Here is a 16,663-nt window from a genome sequence, read left to right as displayed (position 1 = left end):
AAGGTTATTAGGTCGTAGAGGCTGATTATTTCCCTGTGAGTGTTTTTCGGGTAGTGTTTGCTGATTATCGGATAGATTTCGGATTTTATGATCAGGATTTCCTGCTGAAAGTTCATAACAACCACCAATCAACCAAAAGACTTAAGTGCTTATAACTCTAACGATCTAATGGGAACTAGGGTTCTCAACTATCTGTGTTTCTTTGAGAAGCTTTAGCTTTAAAAACCTCATAAGGCTATCATAGTCTCCAAAAGTGCCCACTCTTGCTAAGGACTCATTTACCGGAGCAACCCACATGAAAAACTCTTCGTTGATGTCCTTGTTCACCCACACTTCAACAAAGTCTTTCCGTTTAAAGTCTCCAACTACCCCGACCTCGTAGCCGCTCAAAAATTCCGCCTCTGCTCTTGCCCCGATTTCTTGAGCGACTTTGCTTGAGACACCATCTGCCCCAACGTAAAAATCTGCCTCTATTTCGAACCTTTCATTAAACCTCTGTACAAGGGCTTTTCCATTTTTAAACCCCAAGAACCTGGTACCCATATAGTACTCAGCACCGTTTCTAACTGCCTTCTCTGCGAGGGTCTTTTCGAGAATCTTTCTGTCGACCATATATGCCTGCGGGCTTTTTCTCTCTATTTCAAAGCTCTGAATTCTGGAATAAAACACGGCTCCCCTAAACTCGTTGAGAATAGCCTCCCTTGGAAGGTTTAGCTTTTCATAATTTTCTGCTCCAATTATGCCCGTGCAGGCTTTACCGCCAAAAGAGGTTTTTGCTTCGATTAATGCGACCTTAAACTCTCCCGCAAGAAGATTTGCGAGGTAATTTCCAACCGGCCCCCCTCCTATTATCGCAACATCATACTTCATGAGCTTCACCTAAGGAGTGTAAAGTTTAAATCTTAATTAAACTTTAGCTCTTTGGGTGATTTAAATGAAGGTTTTGGTTACGGGTTTTGAACCTTTTGGGGGAGAGACAATAAACCCCTCATGGGAAGCCGTTAAGGAACTTCCTGATAAGATTGAAAACGCAGAGATAATAAAGCACCAGCTTCCGGTGACTTTTAAGGGAGTCAAAGAAAAACTGCCCAAGATTATAGACGAGATTGAGCCAAATGTCGTAATTCTCACTGGCCAAGCTGGTGGGAGAGTTAACATAACTGTTGAGCGGGTTGCGATAAACGTCATGGATGCAAGGATGGAAGACAACGAAGGATACAAACCAGAAGATGAGCCCATCTTTGAAAATGCTCCAGCGGCTTATTTTGCCACTATACCGGTAAAAAGAATTGTAAATGCCTTGAGGGAGAATAAAATTCCCGCTATGGTGTCCAACTCGGCTGGAACCTACGTGTGCAACACCGCCATGTACACTGCTTTGCATCACATAGCGATAAAGGGATTGGACACAAAAGCAGGCTTTATACACGTCCCATACATTCCCGAGCAGGTTTTAGAAAAGCCACAGCCTTCGATGAGCATTGAGATGATAAGAAAAGCAATAGAAATAGCAATAAAAGAAAGCATAAAGAGCTAGTACGTTCTTGCAAACCTTGCTATGTACTTTGCTTCTTTTCCACAGTGAGCGCACTTCTTCCCTTCAATTTTTGCAGTCTCCTCTGGATACGGTATTCCTAGCATGCTTGCGTCAAGGATTTCTTCCATTTCAACGCCGCAGCTCTCTTCACCACACCATGGGAGCTCCACTACCCCTCTTCTGTCTTCAAAGAGCTGCTTCGCTTCTTCTATTGTGTCCACCCTCTTTATGTGGCTCTCCATGAACTCCCTTGCCCTTGCGTAGAGGTTTTCCATTATTGCATCGAGGGTCTTTCTGACTTCCTCAATGATTTTCTCCCTCTCGACGCTGAATTTCTCATAGGTGTCCCTTCTTGCCAGCACTGCTTTCTTTCCTTCAACGTCTCTCGGCCCTACTTCAATCCTCAATGGAACACCCCTAATTTCCCAGTCGTAGAACTTTCTTCCCGGTCTTATCTCCTCTCTATCATCTATGTGGACTCTAATGCCAGCCATCTTGAGCTCTTCGGCAATTTCCTTGGCATAGGCATTAACATCGTATGGAGAATCCTTCATTGGGATTGGGACTATTACCACCTGTATTGGCGCTATTGCCGGTGGCAATACAAGACCGTTGTCGTCTCCATGAATCGCCATGACAGCGGCAAGCAGTCTTTCGCTCATTCCAAACGTGGTCTGGTGAACATAGTCGTGAGTTCCGTCTTCTTTTTCATAGGTTATCTCGTATGCCTTTGCAAAGTTCTGCCTGTAGTTGTGCATTGTTCCAATCTGCAGAGTCCTTCCATCGGGCATTATTACCTCCGCACCGAGGGAGTAAAATGCTCCCGGGAACTTGTCCCAGTCAGGTCTTTTTGAGATGATATATGGCAAGGCCAGTTTTTTGGCGAGGTTATCGAAAATTTCAAGGTCTTCTTTTATCTGCCTCTCGGCATCTTCGAAACTGTCATGGGCAGTGTGAGCTTCGAAAAATCTGCTTATTTCCCTAACTCTGATCAAAGGTCTTGTGTGCTTTGTCTCATACCTGTAAACATTGACTATTTGGTATACCTTAAAGGGCAGGTCTGCATGAGACCTAATCCAGAGGTTAAACATTGGATACATTGCAGTCTCACTTGTTGGTCTCAAGATGAGCTTTACGTCCAAAGGCCTCTCACCAGCGTGTGTTACCCACAAAACTTCCCCATGGAATCCCGCTATGTGTTCAGCTTCTTTTTCAAACTCTGTCTCAGGGATTAATGCCGGAAAGAGTACTTCCTCATGCCCGGTTCTTCTCATTTCCTCATGGATGAAACTCTCAATGTTTCTCATAATTTTCAATCCATAGGGGAGCCAAACGTTCATTCCCTTTACTGGATACCTCTTATCCTGTATTCCAGCGAGCTCTATCATCTCATTGTACCATTCGCTAAACTCACTTGACCACTTTTCTCTCTTTACTTTCGGCTTTTTACTGTCAGCGCTCATAAATTCACCACCCATCCCTTAAAAAATTTCCAATGCTTTTTAACCTTTCGCAGAATTTCTCAAAAAGTTTTATTAACATGTTTCGATAAAAGTTTTAAAGGTGAAAGCCATGAGACCTAAAGTTTTGGTTCTTTTTAACATGAAGAGCGAGCCGTTGGAGCTCTTGAAACAGTACTGTGACGTTGACATCCTGGTCTATCCAGAGAGGGAGAAAGTGCTGGAAATAATAGGCGAATATGATGGGTTGATAGTTTCGCCCCTGAATAAAGTGGACAAAGAGATAATTGAGAAAGGAGAAAAGCTCAAAGTCATAAGCACCCAGTCTGCTGGTTACGACCATATAGACGTTGAAGCCGCAACCAAAAGGGGAATATATGTAACAAAGGTTAGCGGGGTCTTAAGTGAAGCTGTTGCGGAGTTTACCGTTGGCTTGACCATAGCCCTTCTGAGAAAAATAGCCTATTCAGACAAGTTCATAAGGAGAGGCCTCTGGGACTCTCAAAAAACGGTCTGGGGATGGTACAATAACATAGAGACAGTTTACGGCAAAAAAGTTGGGATCCTCGGAATGGGCTCAATAGGCAAAGCTATAGCAAGAAGAATGAAGGCTCTCGGAACGGAAATTTACTACTGGAGCAGAAGCAGAAAAGAGGACATAGAAAAGGAAGTAAATGCAAAATGGCTTCCGCTTGAGGATGTTTTGAAGCAGAGCGACATAGTCATCCTTGCCCTGCCCTCAACTCCTGAGACGTATCACATAATAAACGAAGAGAGGCTTAAGTTACTGGAAGGAAAATATCTTGTGAATATCGGAAGGGGAAGCCTGGTTGATGAAAAAGCCCTGATCAAAGCCCTAAAAGAAGGAAAGCTCAAAGGCTATGCGACAGATGTGTATGAAAAAGAGCCACTTCAGGAGAGCGAACTCTTTGAAATGGAGTGGGAGACCGTGCTTACTCCCCACCATGCAGGACTAGCAAGAGAAGCCATGATAGACATGGGTTTCCAGGCTGTGAACAATCTGCTTTCAATCTTTAAGGGCGAAGTTCCAGAGAACCTCGTAAACAGAGAAGTTCTTAAAGTGAGACCAATAGAAGAGGTTAAGCTCCTTTGACCTTTCTTTTAACTTTTAAGTTATAAGTTCTCACTTCGTTAGAAAATGCAAAAAATAAGCCAGAAAAGAAGTTAAAGGGCTACTCACCCTTCAAAATCTTGACGACTTTCTCAGCAACTTCTATGCCAGCTCTCTCCTGAGCCTCAACTGTGGATGCCCCTATGTGGGGAGTTAAGACCACATTGTCAAGCTTCGTGAGGGGATGATCTTTGGGAAGTGGCTCCTCCTCAAAGACGTCCAAGCCAGCTCCAGCAATCCATCCTTCCTGGAGTGCTTTGACTAAGGCGTTAGTGTCAACAACAGCCCCTCTAGCTGTGTTAATGAGAATTGCAGTGGGCTTCATGAGCTTCAACTTCTCTTCGTTAATTAGGTGGTAAGTGCTCTCCAAGAGCGGAACATGGATGGTAACAACATCACTGTTTTTCAACAGCTCCTCAAGTTCTACAAACTTTCCGTCAACTTCCCTTGCTCTTTCCTCATTCGGGTAAGGGTCGTAGAGGAGGAGTTTCATCCCGAGGGCGTTGGCTATTTTTGCTACCTGATAGCCTATCCTTCCAAATCCTACAACACCAAGAGTCTTTCCTTCAAGCTCAAAGCCCATGCACTGCTTCTTGGCCCAAACTCCCTCTCTCATCTTCCTGTCAGCAAAGGCCACTTTTCTTGCTACAGCAAACATCAGGGCAATAGCTAACTCCGCAACGCTTCTGCTTGATGCAGCGGGAGCATTAACGACTTCAATACCTTTACTCTTTGCGTATTCGACATCCACATTGTCCAAACCAACACCAGCCCTTGCTATGACTTTGAGGTTTGGTGCCGCGTCTATAATTTCCTTTGTTACCTTTGGCTTGCTCCTAACTATTATAGCACTGACATCCTTAACGAGTTCCTTGAGCTTATCTTGGTCTGGGTATTCCTCATAAATTACTTCCAACCCTGCGTTTTTCAAAATCTCGAACGCTTTTTCATGCAAAGGCGAGGCAACCAATACTTTCATTTTCAACCCCTCCTTTTTAGTGCCATAAGCAAGACCTGATCGGAGGCATCCTCTGCCCTATCAGCTATGTCTCCGATCTTTGTTATAACCTTATCCCATACGATTTTTGCAAATGTTGTTATCTTTTCACTTTCAAAAACTTTTCTCAAAAGAGCATACTCAATTTTATCTGCCTCTTCCTCAGCAATTTCAGTCTTTTTTGCATATTCAATTGCTTCATCGACATTTGTGTTGAGTGCTTTAACGGCCTCTTCGAGAAGCTGGTAAGTCTTTAAAGAATAATCAAGAAGTTCCAATATTTCTTCCTTCAAGTCTACTGGAACTTTGGGTTTTGCCAAGATTAAAGCATGGGCAGCACTTTCTGCCACATCTGCGACACTATCAACGAGCTCAGATAACCGAGCATAGTCGCCCCTGTTGACCGGTAGAAACGCTCCTTGATAAAGCATTGCCTCTATTTCTCTCCTAAGACCATCTGCCTCACGTTCTAGCCTTTCTACTTCCCCCATTAAAAATTCTGCTCTCTCAACGTCTCCGTTAAGGTACGCCTCCATGAGTTCTCTGAACTTTAATATAGTGGAATTTACCATTTCAAGGTGCTTGTCAATCGCCGCAAAAACATTATTTTCCTTCCCTCCAAATATGGGCATCTTCCATTCCCCACTATACTGTAAGTGATACTCTTTATTTAGTTTGTGACTCCTTTGCCTTTACCAGACTCCATAGTGCAAAGTTTAATGGAGTTTTTAGCCCCATTTTCTCACCGTATTCAATGATTTTGCCATTTATGAAGTCTATTTCTGTCGTTTTACCTCTTCTTACGTCCTGAAGCATAGAGTTGTAGTTTTCCCTTGTCCTTTTAAGCGTCTCAAGAAGGAGTTCCATTGGATGCGTATCAAACTCGATGCCCAGTTGAGTCGCAACCTGACACCCCTCCTTCACAACCTCCATTGCGAGGGTTAAGAGATAATCATTCCCAAGAATAATTCCGTTTTTGACTTCCATAATAGTGCCGATCGGGTTTATCGCAGAGTTAACTATAGCTTTTGCCCACTTCCAGCCAATTATGTTATCGCTAATCTCTGCCTCCAGTCCGGCTTTTTTAAGTAGAGCGACAACATTTTCGGCAAATTCCCCTCTTCCCTTGGGGTAGTTTCCAATTATTGTTACTCCCTTTCCAGTCCACCTAACAACTCCCCATTTCTCGAGGGCTGCACCGTTAGTGGTTATTCCACCTAGAACATTCTTGGTGTATTTTAGCGCTTCCTCCTCGTTTCCGAGCCCGTTTTGGATACTCAATATCCAAGTATTTTTCCCTATGCTTTCTCTGGCGCATTTTAAAGCATGGGCTGTAGAGTAGGACTTTGTCGCCAGGATTATCAAATCCGGAGGCTCTGGAGGGACTTCGGTAACTGCTCTCGAATACACAGTGAACTCTTCAGCCCCTACTACCCTAAGCCCTCTATTATTTATCGCATCTACATGTTCTTTCCGACCTATCAGCGTCACATCTTCCCCAATTCTCGTTAAAAGTGCACCAAAAAGGGAACCTATGGAGCCTGCACCGAGAATATAGATTTTCATCCTCTTACCACCTTTTCACACTCTTCACCGTAACCATTTTAACGCGTTACCTTAAATATCTTGCAGTCATGGAGCTGGCGGTAATACTCGTTGAGGTCGAGTATCCCATAAACCTCGGGGCGATTGCAAGGGTCATGAAAAACTTTGGAGTGAAGAAGCTTATCTTGGTTAGTCCAAAGGTTAGTCCAAATGACAAAACAGCAAGAAAATTTGCTGTCCATGCCGTGGATGTTCTGGAAAACGCAATACTCGTTGATTCCCTTGATGAAGCCCTTAAAATGGTTGATTTGGCAGTAGGGACCAGTGGAGTAGCAGGAGTGGACTATATTCCGGAGAGAACTCCAATAACACCAGAAGAATTCGCAAAGAGGGTTTTTCTTTACGATGGGGCTGTGGGGCTTGTTTTTGGAAGGGAAAGCAGGGGATTGGACAATGAAGAACTCAAGAAGCTCGACTTTACAGTCACAATTCCCACCAGTGAGGAATACCCCGTAATGAACCTGAGCCATGCAGTTGCCGTGATACTGTACGAGCTTTATAAGCAGAGGCGGAAGACTGAAGTTGTGGAAGTAAAAGAGAAGCTCAGAAAGTCAACAAAAGATGAAAGAATTAGACTGGTTGAGCTGTGGGAGCAGTTCCTGAACGTTTTGGAGTACCCCAAAGATTTAGAAAGAAGAAAGCTTTCTGTGATGATGTTCCAGCGCTTTCTGGGAAGAGGGTTTATATATGCAAAGGAGATACACTCCATGTATGGGCCATTGAGGAAAGCCATTGAACGATTGGAGAGATGCAAAGATGATCGCTGTTGATTTATTCAAAATACGTGGAAGAAAACTGCATATAGCCGTGATTCACGGGGAGAAAATTCACGGCATAACTTTTTCCCTTGATGGGGAGGAATTTCTTCAGGAAAGGATTAAAGCCTTAGTCGAACATTTGCAAAAGCGGGGCATAGAGGTCGACCTAAGGGAGAAAGAGAGCGGCTTTCCTCAACTGGTTTATAATGTTCTTGTAGGGGAAATCAAAAACGATGAAGCACTGAAGTACCTTAGTTTTGAGGGAACTACTCCCTTTGAGAAGAAAGTTTACGAAGCCCTCACAAAAAAGGTTAAAAGAGGGCGAGTCATAACATACGGTGAGCTTGCTAAAATGCTCAAGAGCTCACCAAGAGCTGTCGGTGGGGCAATGAAAAGAAACCCATATCCTATAGTGGTTCCCTGTCACAGGGTTGTTGCTTCAAATGGGTTAGGGCGGTATACTCCAAAAATAGACTACAAAAAGTTTTTACTCATGCTGGAGGGGGTGAAAAAATGGACAAGCTAAAACTCTACCTCATAGGGTTCCTCGTGGCTATTATTGCGATAGCAGCCGGCATAATATACAAATGGGGCTTCTGGATGCTGGTTAGGATAGTGCTGAGCTTAGGATTTTTAGGGTTAACACTGATGCTTGGGTTTTTCCTGGCACTGACGCTTTATGCAGAAAGCTGGAAGTACGCGGGGCTTTTGGTAATCCCAACAGCATTAAGTGCATACGCGACCTATCTGACCATTACTTGGCAGAAACTCAAGGTAGTTGGTGGAATAATAGTCCTCTTTGTTCTCGGGCTTGCGTTTGGTATATGGTACATAAGTGAACCCGATTTGAGCTTGACTGACCGCTTTAGAAGTGCTGAAAGTCTTGAGAGGGCTGGCAAATATAAGGCCGCTGCAAGAAAGTACGAAAAGAAAGGAAACTACCTAAAAGCAGCAGAGATGTATGAAAAGCTGGGCTGGATGGAAAGTGCAGCCTGGGCATATGAAAAGGCCGAAAAATACGAAAAGGCTGCTGAAATTTATGAGCAGCTTTACGAGAAGGAAAAGGACACCTACTACCTCAAGGAAGCTCATGAATACTGGAAAAAGGCAGGCAATATGGAGAGAGCTGCAAAAGCGTTGGAGAGGTATGCCGAAGAAGAGCCATGGTTCTGGGAGGATGTTGCAAAGCTTTACGAAGAGTTAGGCGATGAAGAAAAGGCCAGAAAGGCTTGGGAAAAAGCTTTGGAATACTACAAAGGTGAAGCCCAAGAAGAGGGCGTCTTCTGGGAGGATGTTGGCAATATAGCGAGAAAGCTCGGCATGGAGGAGCTTGCGAGAGAAGCTTATCAAAAATTCCTCGAGTACTGCCTAAAAGAGGCTGAGAACGACCCCATGTGGTGGAAGCACGTTGCAGAGGCTTATGAGTACTTAGGAGAAAAAGATAAAGCTGAAGAAGCCAGAAAGAAATACGAGGAATACAGGCAGAGAATAATCAAAAGCAACGAAGAAACTTCAAACTTCCCGGAAGAGAAGGGTTCTCAATGACATTTTTCATTTTTGGGAAACCGTTATATATCCTTATTTCTTGATTCCTTTCTGGTGATAAGCATGATGCCAATGAAGGGTATGAACCCCAAACAAATGCAGAAGCTCATGAAACAGCTTGGAATTACTATGGAAGAACTTGAGGGAGTTAAAGAAGTTGTAATAAAACTTGAAAACAAAGAAATCGTTATAAAAGACGCCGCAGTAACTGTAATAACCGCCATGGGAGAAAAGAGCTACCAGATAGTGGGCAAAGAAGAAGTCAGAGAAGTCCTTAACATATCCGATGAAGACATAAGGCTCGTTATGGAACAGGCGGGCGTTGACTATGAAACTGCCAAAAAGGCATTAGAGGAAACAAAAGGAGACTTAGCAGAGGCAATACTGAAACTCCAGGGAGCATAACTTTATTCTCCCCTATGTTCCTTTTCAAATGTTCTGATAAGCTTTACCCGGAAAATTAAACGCATTAACGCTGCTCCGACTACTAAAATTGTTAATTTACCATATAAGCTCGTCATTTTTAATCCAATTCAGAATCATGCGGTGCACCCGGAAAAGTCCTCTATTGATTCTGCTGGTTGGTTCAAAAAGATTTACAACCGAATTCGCAGAGTAAACAGTGCTTTCACCTTTCACAACTCTCCTTTTTTCCCAAAACGGTATTAGGGGGCTGATTATCCTCGCGAGTTATCCCACCTATTATCAAAAGGATGTCGGAAGGGACAGAAAAATTTATAAACCAACTGAGAAGAGAAATAAACGGCGCTCTTGCGGGGGTTGCCGAGCCTGGTCAAAGGCGCGGGATTGAGGGTCCCGTCCCGTAGGGGTTCCGGGGTTCAAATCCCCGCCCCCGCACCAAAAGACTTCTGACTCTTCTGAAAAAATTCCAAGACAAAGTATAAGGTATAAGATGCTAAGAGACATTAAGAAAAAGAGAAAAGAGATTATGGGCGGAACTTCTCCTTATACAATTCAGCAAGCTTTTCAATTCCTACCGGAATGTCATCCTTGCTTGGCCTTGAGAAGTTAAGTCTTATGGCGTTTCTTCCACTTTCATCTGTGTAGAACGGCTTTCCTGGGACTACCACTACTCCCTTCTTCTCCATTAGTTCACCTGCGAAGGCTATTCCGTCCGCTCCTTCTGGTAAGAACAGCATAATGAACATTCCCGCTATTGGCCTTGTAAATTCTGCATCCGGCAGGTTTTCCTCCAGAGCCTTCAGCATGATGTCCCTCTTTTCTTTATAACCTAGGAGTGCCCCTTCCAGGTGATACTTCTCGAAATAGCCCCTCTTTAAGTACTCCAGAGCGATGTATTGAGAAATAGCTGGGGCACAGAAGTCAATAGGCTGCTTCTGCATAAGAACCTTTTTGAGGATTTCTCCCTCGGCTATTATCCATCCAATTCTGAATCCAGTTCCAAGGACTTTGCTAAGCGTTCCTGCCACAATGACTCTTCCCTCATCGTCCAGAGCCTTTAGGGGTACTATATCCCCTCCCTCATATCTCATGAAATTATAAGCGGCATCTTCAATTATTAAGAGGTCATATTTAGATGCAATTTCAAGCAGGGCTTTTCTGCGTTCCATGCTCATGGTGACGCCCATCGGATTCTGACCGGTTGGGATGGTATAGATGAACTTAATTTTCTGCCCTTTAGCTTTAAGCTCCTTTATTTTCTCCTCCAGCAGATCCACTCTCATACCGTCATTGTCAACTGGGACTCCCTCAATTTTGGCTCCCAGCTGCTCAAATGCCAGCAAGGTGTTTATATAAGAGGGGTTCTCTGCTATCACGACATCTCCAGGGTCTATTAAAACCCTTCCAAGGAGATCCAGCGCTCCGGTTCCTCCTATTGTAATAACAATGTTTTCTGGAGAAACTTCCAAATGATCATATTTTTTCAAAAACCTTGCCAGTTCTTCCCTAAGCTCCGGGATCCCATTTGCCGGGGTATACATAACGGATTTTGGTTCCCTTTCAAGAACTTCTTTTGCTATTGCCCCAAGAACAGCCCTTGGGATTAAATCTGGATCTGGATCCCCAGCTGCGAGAGAAATTAGTTTCACACCTTTCTTTTGGAGTTCTGATGCCTTTTTCATAACCTCAGCCAAAGCCGAGCCCTTAATCCAATTCGCCCTTCCGGCTAGATATTTGGTATAATCCATCCACATCACCATTAACTAATCTTCATAAAGGTATTTATACGTTTTGACCCTTATCTTAGAAGGGGAAATACCATGAAGCCTAAAGTGTTCATAACCCGACAAATTCCGGAAAATGGAATTAGGATGATTGAGAAATTCTATGAAATAGAACTCTGGGAGGATCCAAAAGCACCTCCACGGGAAGTGCTCTTAGAGAAAGTCAGAGAGGTCGATGCCCTGGTGACTCTTGTGACTGACAAAGTAGACGAGGAGCTGCTAGAAAACGCCCCCAGATTGAGGATAATAGCCCAGTATGCAGTCGGCTATGATAACATAGACATAGAAGGGGCTACAAAAAGAGGAATATACGTTACAAATACTCCCGGAGTCCTTACGGATGCAACGGCTGACCTTGCATTTGCCCTTCTTCTAGCAGTTGCGAGGAGAATTGTAGAGGCTGATGCCTTTGTGAGGAGTGGCGAATGGAAGAAAAGTGAAGTCGGCTGGCATCCTCTAATGTTTCTAGGATATGGATTGAAAGGAAAGACTTTGGGGGTAGTGGGCTTTGGAAGAATCGGCCAGGCCCTCGCAAAGAGAGCCAAAGGGTTTGGGATGAAAATCATCTATTACTCAAGAACACGTAAACCTGAAGCAGAAAAAGAGATTGGTGCAGAGTATGTGGATTTTGAGACCCTTTTGAAAGAGAGCGACTTTATAAGCCTTCACGTTCCCCTAACCAAAGAGACCTACCACATGATAGGAGAGAAGGAGCTCAAGCTTATGAAGCCCAATGCAATTCTCATAAATACCTCTAGAGGGGCAGTTGTCGATACTAATGCCCTAATTAAGGCATTAAAAGAAGGATGGATTGCAGGGGCAGGCTTGGACGTCTTCGAGGAAGAACCCTACTATAACGAGGAACTTTTCAAGTTGAAGAACGTTGTTTTAGCTCCCCACATAGGCAGCGCAACTCATGAAGCACGAGAGGGAATGGCGGAGCTGGTTGCAAAGAACTTAATAGCATTTGCCAAAGGTGAAATCCCACCGAACCTTGTCAACAAAGATGTTGTAAAAATTAGAAAGCCAGGATTTGAATAAAACGCTTGGCATCGTCGCACATATAAACGTTGTTGAAGTAAACGTAGCTCTCTGCCTTGTTCCACTCTTTGACTTTTTTGGCTATCGCCCTTAACTCTTCTTCACTGTATTTGTGTTTGTATATTATCCTTCCTTCCTGATAAGCTCCGTGAAGGCGGTAGTAGTTGGTGACTCCCTTATGAAGGGGCTCTCGTATCAAAGGGTCTGTGACATCGATGAGATCAAACTCCCTAACGAATTTCTTTATCCCCTTTTCACTCCAGCCTCTAAGTTCAACTGCAACTTCAAACTCTTTTCTCTCTATCTGCTCAAAGAATTTCTCTGCATTAGCAAAGCTCTCTTCACTTTCTTTAAAGCTTTTGGGAAGCTGAATCAGAATAAACCTTGCCCCTAACGCCTCAGCTTCTTTAAGTGTAAGCTCCCAGTATTTAAAAACCTCCTCTGTTGGTCTTAGCAACCCTACATTCCCAGACGGCTTTACGTTGCTCCTTCTCCATGTGGGGCTAGTGGGAGGATGTGTTATGCCCTGAAATGCCTTAATAGAGAACACAAAATCTTCTGGAGCCTCTTTTCTCCATTTTTGGAGGGTCTTTTCCTGCAAGATTTTGTAAAAAGTTTGCTGAACCTCTACAGTGCTGAAGTCTTCAAAATATCTCTTCTTGGCCTCACAAAAACCACATGTTCCCACGAGTATCATGATAAAGAATAAAGAAAAGGTAATTAAATACCTTTTTCCTTAGCTTCGGGAGGTTCTTCTATAAGGTTGTCACTGTACTTGTCGTAATCAGCAATGAGGAATTCTTCACTCATGGACAGTGCCTTAACTGCCTTCTCCTCTCCTGGGAACTTTTTACCTGGACAGACGTCTACACAAAGGGCACAGAACATACAGCGGGAAACATAGTGCCTTATTTTCCTAAGCTCCGGAATCCATTCCATGGCGTTTGCAGGGCATACCGTTATACACAGCCTGCACCCAATGCATCTCTCGGGATCGTAATGGAGCTTTCCCCTAAATCCTTCTGGAACAGGGACAGGGGGATATATCTTTACTTCCCCTTTTTGGATCTTTTCAACAAGCGATGTCACATCTTTTGGAGCGTGCTTTACCGGAAATGGATTTGTAAACGGCCTCTGAAGCATCTGTTTTATCATTAGGAACATTGCTTTTGTTGGCACTTCACATCACCTCCGCCCATATCAATATCACTCCAAGCAGGGCTATTATGTTCACGTATACCCAAAAGATCCTCGATGCCTGCTCTATCCTGAACCTTGCGAAGGATGTCCTGACCAGCGTTACCGCTAGAATATAAAGCACCAGCACTTTAAAGAGGAACCACAGACCTTCAGCTATATAGAGAGCGGCTCCCGAAAGATTCAAGCCAAACAGGTAGCTCAATGTGAAGGGGAAGAATAAAACTACCTCCAAGGCTATCATGGCAAAGCCCCTAACTGCATCTGAAAGGTAGAACAAAGCAAGGTTTCTTCCGCTGTACTCGGCAAGCATACCTTCTGCTATTTCAGTTTCAGCCTCGGCTATATCAAACGGAAGCTTCGCAAGCTCTGCTGGGGTTACCCATAGGAATGCTATCAAGAGCAATAGAACACCCAATCCTCCCAAAGGACCTACAATGCTCCATACGGGAGTAGAGGCTATTGTGCTCAATGAAAAACTCTTGTAAATTAGAGCAAAGCCCGTTATAACTATTGCAAAGGGCATTTCGTAGCTCATCATTAGAACCATTTCTCTCTGTGCTCCCACTGAAGAAAACGGACTTCCCGAGGCAAATCCTCCAATAGCCATTGCAAGTGCCTGGAGAGTTAGGAGGTACAAGATGACTACCAGATCACCGTATCCTTCTAAAGGTGCCCTTAAGATGCCGAAGGGGATATAAAGGAGGAGAGTCATTGATGAAGCAAATGCCAGGATAGGCATTGCGTTGAAAATCCACCTTACCGCGTTTTCCGGTACAACGGTTTCTTTAAGGAGGAGCTTTCCAACGTCCCAGAAAGGCTGTCTTATTGGGGGCCCTATTCTTGACGTCATTCTTGCAGATACTCTTCTATCAATACCTTTGTACACCAGTCCAAGAAGCACCCCTATTATCGGCATTCCTATAGCATAAAAGAGAGTTTCGGGGGTCATTTTCTCACCCCCAGCTCTTTTTCAAGTTTTCTGGTTTTTTCTACGGCTTTCTTGTGCAGATAAGAATAGTCCAGAAGCCTGCCGCTTGAATCCTCCACAACCGCCACCCTATCGTTACAGCACATACACGGGTCTATGTAAGCCACAACCACAGGAATATCAGCAACCTCTGCTCCAAGCAATAATGGTGCCCATGAATTTATGTTGTTGTAACTAGGTGCTATGACTTTCCAAACCGCTGGACCATCCCTTTTTCCATCGTACTTGAAGTAGTGGATAACCTCTCCTCTTGGAGCTTCATGTGCTCCAATAGCTTCTCCCTCGGTTTTTTTGATTTTATTGAGTAACGCCACGTAGTTTGGAATTGCAAGTATCTTCCCTTCCGGAAGGTTGTCAAGGCAGAATTCTATTATATCCAGGCTCTGCTCAATCTCGTAAAGCCTCACCATTGTGATATCGTAAGCATCTCCCCTTGCTTCCCCCACTATGTCTTGAGGAACAATTGCTTTAACATCCATATCCGCATATGCATCATAGGGAATATCCTGCCTAATGTCCATCCTTAAGCCGGCCGCTCTCGCTGTTGGCCCGACTACGTTGAGCTTCAATGCCATCTCCTTTGAGAGCTGTGCAACTCCCCTTGTCCTTGCCTTATAAACCGGATCAGACAAGAAGACCTCCTTCATGTGTTCCGTGAACTCCCAGTAATAGGTTATCATGTCCCGCAAAGCTTTAATGTGGCTCTCTTTGAGGTCTCTTCTAACTCCTCCGATCATGTACATTGCGTAGTTTATTCTGTTACCCGTTATAGCCTCGAGAATGTCGAGAACCTTTTCCCTCCCCTTCCACGTCCAGAAGAGGAGCGGGTCAAAGCCTATCTCGTGCGCTATAACTCCGAGCCAGAGGATGTGCGAGTGGATTCTCTCAAGCTCGGCTATTATTGTTCTTATGTATTGAGCCCTTGGAGGAGCCTCAATCCCAAGAGCTTTTTCGCTGCCAATGACAAATGCATATGGATGAGATATTGAGCATATCCCACATATTCTTTCCGAGAGGTATAAAGTTTGTATTGCGTTCCTTTTCATCCCCATGTACTCGATTCCCCTGTGGGCAAAGCCCCTCTTAACATCAACCTTTACTATTTTCTCCCCCTCAACCTCTGCCTCCACTCTTATCGGTTCTTTTAGGGCTGGATGAATTGGACCAACGGGGATGTAATAAGTTGTTTTAGCCATTCTGCTCACCCCGTTGTTTCCTAATTTCTCTCACACTCTTGTGAGTGTGTTTAATCATATCTTCCACTCCATACTCGTCTCTCCTCCACGGATACTTCCCTTCAGACCAGTCGTCAGGCAAAAAGAGATGCCTCTTGTTTTTAAGTCCCTCAAACTCAACGCCAAGCATTTCCCGGATTTCCCTTTCGTTGGTCTCTGCACCGATCATGAGGTCTGTTATAGTGGGAAGAACCGGATTATCCTTCGGGAGGCTCAATTTCATCACTATGCTTACTTCACCCCATGGATGAGAATGGAAGACCCCAAAGGAGTATATCATCGTAAGTGCTTCGCCAACGTCTTCTCCGGTAATAAAGTGTAGATGTGGATAGTCTATTTCAAATATTGCTTCAACTGCTTTCCTGAATGCATCTCTATTAATTTCCATCCAGATTTCCTGATAAGTTCTGGGCTTTTTGACGCCCATTTTATATTCTTTTATCTCATAGCTTAGTATGGCATCTCCAAGCCTTTCTTTCAATCTTTCAAGAATTTCTTCAGCTTTTAGTGTCATTTCTTTTCTCCCTCCAGCTCCTTTTCAAGCTTCTCAATTTTGAGCCACGCTTTTACAATCCCGTCTATTATTGCCTCTGGTCTTGGAGGACATCCGGGAATGTAGACGTCCACGGGTATTATCTCGTCTATTGGACCAGCTATGTTGTAAGAGTCATAAAAGACTCCTCCCGTGGTTCCGCAGTTCCCTATTACAACAACGGCCTTTGGATCGGGCATCTGTTCGTAAATACGCCTAAGCTTATCAGCAAAGTCTCTTGGAATAGCTCCCGTGACAAGTAAGACATCCGCATGCCTCGGGGAGCCTACAAGCTTTATTCCAAACCTCTCCGCATCATATCTTGGGGTAAGCGCGGCTATTATTTCAATATCACAAGCGTTGCATGAACCTCCTGAAGCATGGAAAACCCAGAGAGAGCGCTTAAAATTAGTCAGTTTGCCCATA

At 44.1% G+C, this 16,663-nt stretch carries 18 protein-coding genes, 1 tRNA gene and 2 pseudogenes; 8 read left to right on the top strand and 13 right to left on the bottom strand.

Annotated features, from left to right (window positions below; translation table 11 throughout):
• Together THEPK_RS13295 and THEPK_RS12190 are read right to left on the bottom strand one after the other, a co-directional pair.
• Positions 1–125 (bottom strand): annotated as a pseudogene (locus THEPK_RS13295) (IS982 family transposase); the annotation flags it as partial.
• A gap of 58 nt (positions 126–183) precedes the next feature.
• Positions 184–870, bottom strand: a pseudogene (locus tag THEPK_RS12190) (FAD-dependent monooxygenase); the annotation flags it as partial.
• A gap of 64 nt (positions 871–934) precedes the next feature.
• On the opposite strand from THEPK_RS12190, the gene pcp reads away from it, so the two are divergent.
• Positions 935–1,537 carry a pyroglutamyl-peptidase I gene (pcp, locus tag THEPK_RS12185; RefSeq protein WP_042702643.1) on the top strand — a complete coding sequence of 201 codons (603 nt, stop codon included), beginning with the start codon at positions 935–937 and terminating at the stop codon, positions 1,535–1,537.
• On the opposite strand, the gene proS is transcribed toward pcp, so the two are convergent.
• Positions 1,534–3,000: a proline--tRNA ligase gene (gene proS / locus THEPK_RS12180; RefSeq protein WP_042702640.1), complete on the bottom strand. Its 1,467-nt coding sequence runs from the start codon at positions 2,998–3,000 to the stop codon at positions 1,534–1,536. The genes pcp and proS overlap by 4 nt on opposite strands.
• A 109-nt stretch (positions 3,001–3,109) precedes the next feature.
• On the opposite strand from proS, the gene THEPK_RS12175 reads away from it, so the two are divergent.
• Positions 3,110–4,111: a 2-hydroxyacid dehydrogenase gene (locus tag THEPK_RS12175; protein ID WP_042702638.1), complete on the top strand. Its 1,002-nt coding sequence runs from the start codon at positions 3,110–3,112 to the stop codon at positions 4,109–4,111.
• A 79-nt stretch (positions 4,112–4,190) separates the two neighbouring features.
• On the opposite strand, the gene THEPK_RS12170 is transcribed toward THEPK_RS12175, so the two are convergent.
• The 3 genes from THEPK_RS12170 to THEPK_RS12160 are packed head-to-tail and all read right to left on the bottom strand — an operon-like array spanning position 4,191 to position 6,692.
• Entirely contained in the window at positions 4,191–5,108 is a 918-nt protein-coding gene (locus THEPK_RS12170; RefSeq protein WP_042702635.1) for a D-2-hydroxyacid dehydrogenase, read from the bottom strand.
• 2 nt (positions 5,109–5,110) lie between these two features.
• Positions 5,111–5,758 (bottom strand): TIGR00153 family protein, encoded by a 648-nt coding sequence (locus THEPK_RS12165; protein WP_042702633.1) that lies wholly within the window; start codon positions 5,756–5,758, stop codon positions 5,111–5,113.
• Positions 5,759–5,792: 34 nt separating this feature from the next.
• Entirely contained in the window at positions 5,793–6,692 is a 900-nt protein-coding gene (locus THEPK_RS12160; RefSeq protein WP_042702630.1) for a 2-dehydropantoate 2-reductase, read from the bottom strand.
• A 68-nt stretch (positions 6,693–6,760) separates the two neighbouring features.
• Between THEPK_RS12160 and THEPK_RS12155 the strand changes: the two genes are divergently transcribed.
• The 5 genes from THEPK_RS12155 (at position 6,761) to THEPK_RS12135 (ending at position 9,895) form a co-directional block, all read left to right on the top strand.
• Complete coding sequence (locus THEPK_RS12155; protein WP_042702627.1) at positions 6,761–7,501, top strand: RNA methyltransferase; 741 nt, start codon at positions 6,761–6,763, stop codon at positions 7,499–7,501.
• Positions 7,488–8,015 carry a methylated-DNA--protein-cysteine methyltransferase gene (gene otg / locus THEPK_RS12150; RefSeq protein WP_042702625.1) on the top strand — a complete coding sequence of 176 codons (528 nt, stop codon included), beginning with the start codon at positions 7,488–7,490 and terminating at the stop codon, positions 8,013–8,015. The genes THEPK_RS12155 and otg overlap by 14 nt, the downstream gene beginning before the upstream one ends.
• Entirely contained in the window at positions 8,003–9,034 is a 1,032-nt protein-coding gene (locus tag THEPK_RS12145; RefSeq protein ID WP_042702623.1) for a tetratricopeptide repeat protein, read from the top strand. The genes otg and THEPK_RS12145 overlap by 13 nt, the downstream gene beginning before the upstream one ends.
• Positions 9,035–9,106: 72 nt before the next feature.
• Positions 9,107–9,439, top strand: coding sequence for a nascent polypeptide-associated complex protein (locus tag THEPK_RS12140; protein ID WP_371717047.1), 333 nt, complete (start codon positions 9,107–9,109; stop codon positions 9,437–9,439).
• A 368-nt stretch (positions 9,440–9,807) separates the two neighbouring features.
• Positions 9,808–9,895, top strand: a tRNA-Leu gene (locus tag THEPK_RS12135).
• A gap of 86 nt (positions 9,896–9,981) precedes the next feature.
• Here the strand turns inward: THEPK_RS12135 and THEPK_RS12130 are convergent.
• Positions 9,982–11,217 (bottom strand): aminotransferase-like domain-containing protein, encoded by a 1,236-nt coding sequence (locus THEPK_RS12130; protein ID WP_232194597.1) that lies wholly within the window; start codon positions 11,215–11,217, stop codon positions 9,982–9,984.
• 60 nt (positions 11,218–11,277) lie between these two features.
• On the opposite strand from THEPK_RS12130, the gene gyaR reads away from it, so the two are divergent.
• Positions 11,278–12,282: a glyoxylate reductase gene (gene gyaR, locus THEPK_RS12125; protein WP_042702614.1), complete on the top strand. Its 1,005-nt coding sequence runs from the start codon at positions 11,278–11,280 to the stop codon at positions 12,280–12,282.
• Here gyaR and THEPK_RS12120 read toward each other — a convergent pair.
• From THEPK_RS12120 to THEPK_RS12095, 6 genes are read right to left on the bottom strand one after another with little or no spacing between them, the layout of a single operon-like run.
• Positions 12,260–12,979 carry a DUF72 domain-containing protein gene (locus tag THEPK_RS12120; RefSeq protein WP_042702611.1) on the bottom strand — a complete coding sequence of 240 codons (720 nt, stop codon included), beginning with the start codon at positions 12,977–12,979 and terminating at the stop codon, positions 12,260–12,262. The two genes, gyaR and THEPK_RS12120, sit on opposite strands and share 23 nt — an antisense overlap.
• Positions 12,980–13,002: 23 nt before the next feature.
• Positions 13,003–13,461, bottom strand: a complete 459-nt coding sequence (locus tag THEPK_RS12115) for a 4Fe-4S dicluster domain-containing protein (protein WP_052315973.1) — start codon at positions 13,459–13,461, stop codon at positions 13,003–13,005.
• Position 13,462: 1 nt separating this feature from the next.
• Entirely contained in the window at positions 13,463–14,431 is a 969-nt protein-coding gene (locus THEPK_RS12110; RefSeq protein WP_042702609.1) for a respiratory chain complex I subunit 1 family protein, read from the bottom strand.
• Positions 14,428–15,666, bottom strand: a complete 1,239-nt coding sequence (locus THEPK_RS12105) for a hydrogenase large subunit (protein ID WP_042702606.1) — start codon at positions 15,664–15,666, stop codon at positions 14,428–14,430. Before THEPK_RS12105 ends, THEPK_RS12110 begins: the two co-directional genes overlap by 4 nt.
• A complete protein-coding gene (locus THEPK_RS12100; protein WP_042702603.1) occupies positions 15,659–16,219 on the bottom strand; it encodes an NADH-quinone oxidoreductase subunit C in 561 nt (186 codons plus the stop codon). The genes THEPK_RS12105 and THEPK_RS12100 overlap by 8 nt, the downstream gene beginning before the upstream one ends.
• Positions 16,216–16,662 carry an NADH-quinone oxidoreductase subunit B family protein gene (locus THEPK_RS12095; RefSeq protein ID WP_042702601.1) on the bottom strand — a complete coding sequence of 149 codons (447 nt, stop codon included), beginning with the start codon at positions 16,660–16,662 and terminating at the stop codon, positions 16,216–16,218. The genes THEPK_RS12100 and THEPK_RS12095 overlap by 4 nt, the downstream gene beginning before the upstream one ends.
• Between the last annotated feature and the right edge of the window lies 1 nt (position 16,663).

Source organism: Thermococcus sp. PK, assembly GCF_000430485.1.
GTDB classification, from domain to species: Archaea; Methanobacteriota_B; Thermococci; order Thermococcales; family Thermococcaceae; genus Thermococcus_A; species Thermococcus_A bergensis.
This window is presented reverse-complemented; position numbering and strand designations above follow the sequence as displayed.

Excerpts from the sequence above, each read along its gene's own strand:
- THEPK_RS12110 (WP_042702609.1), bottom strand. The coding sequence starts at position 14,431 with ATGACCCCCGAAACTCTCTTTTATGCTATAGGAATGCCGATAATAGGG.
- THEPK_RS12095 (WP_042702601.1), bottom strand. The coding sequence starts at position 16,662 with ATGGGCAAACTGACTAATTTTAAGCGCTCTCTCTGGGTTTTCCATGCT.
- THEPK_RS12130 (WP_232194597.1), bottom strand. The coding sequence starts at position 11,217 with ATGGTGATGTGGATGGATTATACCAAATATCTAGCCGGAAGGGCGAAT.
- THEPK_RS12165 (WP_042702633.1), bottom strand. The coding sequence starts at position 5,758 with ATGCCCATATTTGGAGGGAAGGAAAATAATGTTTTTGCGGCGATTGAC.
- THEPK_RS12145 (WP_042702623.1), top strand. The coding sequence starts at position 8,003 with ATGGACAAGCTAAAACTCTACCTCATAGGGTTCCTCGTGGCTATTATT.
- THEPK_RS12120 (WP_042702611.1), bottom strand. The coding sequence starts at position 12,979 with ATGATACTCGTGGGAACATGTGGTTTTTGTGAGGCCAAGAAGAGATAT.
- proS (WP_042702640.1), bottom strand. The coding sequence starts at position 3,000 with ATGAGCGCTGACAGTAAAAAGCCGAAAGTAAAGAGAGAAAAGTGGTCA.
- THEPK_RS12105 (WP_042702606.1), bottom strand. The coding sequence starts at position 15,666 with ATGGCTAAAACAACTTATTACATCCCCGTTGGTCCAATTCATCCAGCC.
- THEPK_RS12100 (WP_042702603.1), bottom strand. The coding sequence starts at position 16,219 with ATGACACTAAAAGCTGAAGAAATTCTTGAAAGATTGAAAGAAAGGCTT.
- gyaR (WP_042702614.1), top strand. The coding sequence starts at position 11,278 with ATGAAGCCTAAAGTGTTCATAACCCGACAAATTCCGGAAAATGGAATT.
- THEPK_RS12175 (WP_042702638.1), top strand. The coding sequence starts at position 3,110 with ATGAGACCTAAAGTTTTGGTTCTTTTTAACATGAAGAGCGAGCCGTTG.
- otg (WP_042702625.1), top strand. The coding sequence starts at position 7,488 with ATGATCGCTGTTGATTTATTCAAAATACGTGGAAGAAAACTGCATATA.
- THEPK_RS12155 (WP_042702627.1), top strand. The coding sequence starts at position 6,761 with ATGGAGCTGGCGGTAATACTCGTTGAGGTCGAGTATCCCATAAACCTC.
- THEPK_RS12140 (WP_371717047.1), top strand. The coding sequence starts at position 9,107 with ATGAAGGGTATGAACCCCAAACAAATGCAGAAGCTCATGAAACAGCTT.
- THEPK_RS12170 (WP_042702635.1), bottom strand. The coding sequence starts at position 5,108 with ATGAAAGTATTGGTTGCCTCGCCTTTGCATGAAAAAGCGTTCGAGATT.
- THEPK_RS12160 (WP_042702630.1), bottom strand. The coding sequence starts at position 6,692 with ATGAAAATCTATATTCTCGGTGCAGGCTCCATAGGTTCCCTTTTTGGT.
- pcp (WP_042702643.1), top strand. The coding sequence starts at position 935 with ATGAAGGTTTTGGTTACGGGTTTTGAACCTTTTGGGGGAGAGACAATA.